Source organism: Kitasatospora sp. NPDC101447 (assembly GCF_044767225.1).
Lineage (GTDB): Bacteria > Actinomycetota > Actinomycetes > Streptomycetales > Streptomycetaceae > Kitasatospora.
The window spans coordinates 1-4,001 of sequence record NZ_JBIWNL010000083.1 but is presented as its reverse complement, the minus strand read 5'-3'; the positions used below and the strand labels follow the sequence as shown (position 1 = coordinate 4,001).

Sequence of the window (4,001 nt, the reverse complement as noted above, 5' to 3'; positions counted from 1 at the left end):
GGCGCCGACACCCCCGTCATCACCCTCGACGCCCGCCGCCGCGACAGCGCCAAGAGCGCCCTCATCACCCTCGTCGAACACGCCCTGCTCGCCCGGCTCCGCTGAGTCGGAGGCGTCGGGCCGCGGGTCCCCGGACCCGCGGTCCGACGTACGGGCGAGCGGAACCGAGCAGCCCCGTAGGCCCGTCTCCGCAACGGGCCGACGGGGCCGCCGCGCTTACCGGCCGGTGTCCTCCCGGGGGCCCGCGCAAGACCCGTGTATAAGCAGCGGATAACAGTTCGGTAGGCATTTTGTGATCAACAATGACGCAGTGTGGCGAATCAGCGTCACTCAGCGCCAGATCACCACGGTTTTGCTCCGTCATGTCGGTGATTGTCCGAATTGTGCCGACGCGGGCGCCCGACAGCGGCTGTTTGTTCCCCATCCCTGCACGTGCTGAAATTCCAGCTACCCCTGATTCTCTCGCCTCGGTTCGTCCGGTGACGGGTCAGGGCCCGGGGGTAGCGCTGGATTGATCCATGGCCGGCAGTCGGCCGAGAGGTAGTTGTCGAGTGAGGCGTAAGCAGCAACCCGCCCCGCAGCGGCGCTCCGAGCCCCGCCAGAGCGAGCCGAACGGTACCCCCGCGGGCCCGGCCGGATTCTCCGCGTTCACTCCCACCGAGGAACGCCCCCAGGCCGGACCGGCCCCGACTCCCCCGAGCATCGCCTCACCGCCCGGCCAGGGCGGCGCGCAGGGCGGCGAGGGCGAGGCCGGCCGGTACGACTTCCTCCGTCCGCGCAACTGGCGCGTGCCGACCCGCCTGATCGCGATTCTGCTGATCCCCGTGATCATCAGTCTCGTCTTCGGCGGTCTGCGAGTGAACACCTCGGTCGACGGCTACATCAAGGCGTCCCGCGCCGAGAAGACCGCCGAGCTGGCCAAGGCCGCGACCGAGCTCGCCGAGGCGCTGGAGAACGAGCGTGACAAGACGCTCATACCCCTGCTGACCAAGCAGGACCCGAACAACGAGGTCACCAAGCGCCGCGCCGACACCGACGCCGCGCTGAAGGCGTACAACGCCGCCTACGCGGCCTCCGACAAGTCCGGTGAGCTGCCCCGTCGCCACGAGGCCTTCCAGACCATGGTCGTCGACCTGCCGCACCTGCGGGCCAACGCCTACAGCCCCGAGCTGTTCCTCAGTGCGACCGCGAGCGCCTACTCGGCGCTGTACGGCCCCCTGCTGGCCTACGACAACTCGGTCGGCATGGGCTCCTCCAACGCCACCAGCAAGGGCCGCGCGATCTACGCGATGTCGCTGGCCAAGGCCTCCGCCTCGACCCAGCGCGCGCTGATGCTGCACCTCCTGGTCGGCATCGCGCAGAACGGCACCACCCGGTACGAGAACTCCGACGCGACCCAGCAGATCCTGGTCTCGGAGAAGCTGGAGCAGGTCTCCCTCAACGAGTTCAACACCGGTAGCGCCCCCGAGGACGCGAAGAAGTACGCGGACGCGCAGGTCACCCTGTCCACCGCCCAGGACCGCTCGGCGTACAAGATGCCGAACGGCACCGCGCCGACCATGCAGGGCCTGCTGAACCTGGCCGCGGCGTACAGCCAGGCCGCCGCCGAGGGTCAGCTGAAGGGCAAGAACACCGCCGACGCGGCGTTCGCCGAGGCGAAGGCCGCCGGTCTGACCCCGGACAACTGGAACCAGGCCGCCGGAACCCACATCCAGGCCCTGCGGAACACCGAAGTCGCGCTGCTGGACGACGTCCTCACCGACTCCCGCAACCTGAAGGACAACGCGCTCTACGACGCCATCCTCAACACGATCATCGTCGTCGCCGCACTGATCCTGGCCGGCCTGCTCACCGGCTACGTCGCCCGCTCGATGATCCTCGGCATGCGCACCCTGCGCAGCGCCGCCCTGGAGATCGCCGACCACCGCCTGCCGGACCTGGTCGAGAAGCTCTCCAAGACCGACCCCGACCGGGTCGACACCTCGGTGACCCCGATCCCCCTGCACGGCAAGGACGAGATCGGCGAAGTCGCCCGGGCCTTCGACCAGGTCCACCAGCAGGCCGTGGCGCTCGCCGCCGAGCAGGCCCTGCTCCGAGGGAACGTCAACGCGATCTTCACCAACCTGTCGCGCCGCAGCCAGGGCCTCATCCAGCGCCAGCTGGCGCTGATCACCGACCTGGAGAACAACGAGGCCGACCCGGACCAGCTGGAGAACCTCTTCAAGCTGGACCACCTCGCGACCCGTATGCGCCGCAACGGTGAGAACCTGCTCGTCCTCGCGGGCGAGGAGGCCGGCCGCCGCTGGAACACCCCGGTCCCGCTGGTCGACGTGCTCCGCGCCGCCGCGTCCGAGGTGGAGCAGTACGAGCGCGTCGAGCTCGCCGGCATCCCGGAGGTCGACGTCGTCGGCGCCGCCGTGACCGACCTCGTCCACCTGCTCGCCGAGCTGCTGGAGAACGCCACCTCGTTCTCCAGCCCGCAGACCCGGGTGCTGGTCAACGCGACCCGCCTGCCGGACGGCCGCGTGCTGGTCGAGATCCACGACAAGGGCATCGGCCTCACCGCCGAGGACTTCGCGGAGATCAACGAGAAGCTGGCCGAGCCGCCCACGGTCGACGCCACCATCTCCCGCCGCATGGGCCTCTTCGTGGTCGGCCGGCTGTCCCAGCGTCACGACATCCGCGTCCAGCTCCGCCCCTCCGGCGAGTCGGCCGGCACCACCTCGCTGGTCATGCTCCCGCCGTTCGTCACCCAGGGCGGCGCCGCGCCGGAGCCCGAGGAGCAGTTCACCGTCTCCCGGATCTTCGCCGACCAGGAGCCGACCTCCCCGTGGGCGCCCGACGCCCCGACCCGCAGCGCCGCCGAGCTCGGCTTCGACGACCACCTCACCGGCATCGGCAACTCCGGGTCCAGCGGCTTCAGCCCGGCCCTGGAGTCCGTCCAGCGCTCGCAGCGCCTCGACCAGGTCCGCCGCGCGGCCCTGGAGGGCGGGCCCGAGTCGCCGGTCGTGGACGCCGAGGTCGAGGAGGAGTTCCAGCAGGGCTACGACCAGTACGCCCCGCAGGGCTACCAGCAGCAGGGTGCCTACGCCGACGACCAGTACGGCTACGACCAGCAGGGCTACCAGCAGGACGGCTACGCCCAGGACGGTTACGACCAGTACCCGCAGCAGGGCTACGACCAGCAGGGCTACACCGACGAGCAGTACGCCGACGACCAGTACGGCTACGACCAGCAGGGCTACCAGCAGGACGGCTACGCCGACCCGTACGGCCGCCAGGCCCAGGACGCCCCGGCCGGCCACCCGTACGCCCCGGAGCAGCCCGCGCTGCCCGCGGCCGGCCCCGCCCCCACCCTGGCCTCCGGGCTGCCGCAGCGCCGCCCCGGCGAGCAGCTGGCCGGCGGTGGCCCCGGCAGCGCCCCGCCCGGCGCCCTGCCGACCGGCGACAGCCCGAACTGGTTCGCCGGTGCCAAGGACAACTCGTCCTCCAACGAGTCGCGCGGCCACGACGTGTCCTCGCTCGGCGGTTACGGCCCGACCGGCCCGACCGCCAGCTCCCCCTGGCAGTCGCCGAACGACGGCGACTGGCAGCGGGCCGAGCAGCTGCGCGAACCCTCCTCCGCCGGCACCACCGGCGCCGGTCTGCCGCGGCGCGTGCCCAAGCAGAACCTGGTGCCCGGCAACGCCAAGTCCACCCCGCAGGACGGGCCGCAGGTCTCCCGCAGCCCCGAGGAGGTCCGTGGCCGCCTCACCAACCTGCGCCGCGGTGTGGAGCAGGGCCGCAGCGCCGGCAACACCGGAAGTTTCCGGATCGACCCCGATCAGGTAGACCAGTCCGGCAACGGACAGAACCGCAGCACCGATCTCTTCGGCGGCTCGAACCACCAGGAGCGTTGAGTTGACTCAGATGAGCCAGGCCGCACAGAACCTGAACTGGCTGATCACCAATTTCGTGGACAACACCCCCGGGGTGTCCCACACCGTGGTGGTCTCCGCGGA

The 4,001-nt window shown here is 70.9% G+C and carries 1 protein-coding gene and 2 pseudogenes; all 3 read left to right on the top strand.

The annotated features are described in order from the left end of the window. Window positions 1-105, top strand: a pseudogene (locus ACIRST_RS42340) (ATP-binding protein); the annotation flags it as partial. Window positions 106-551: 446 nt separating this feature from the next. Beyond that, a complete protein-coding gene (locus tag ACIRST_RS42335; RefSeq protein ID WP_350526833.1) occupies window positions 552-3,899 on the top strand; it encodes a nitrate- and nitrite sensing domain-containing protein in 3,348 nt (1,115 codons plus the stop codon). A 10-nt stretch (window positions 3,900-3,909) separates the two neighbouring features. Beyond that, window positions 3,910-4,001: pseudogene (locus tag ACIRST_RS42330) on the top strand (roadblock/LC7 domain-containing protein); the annotation flags it as partial.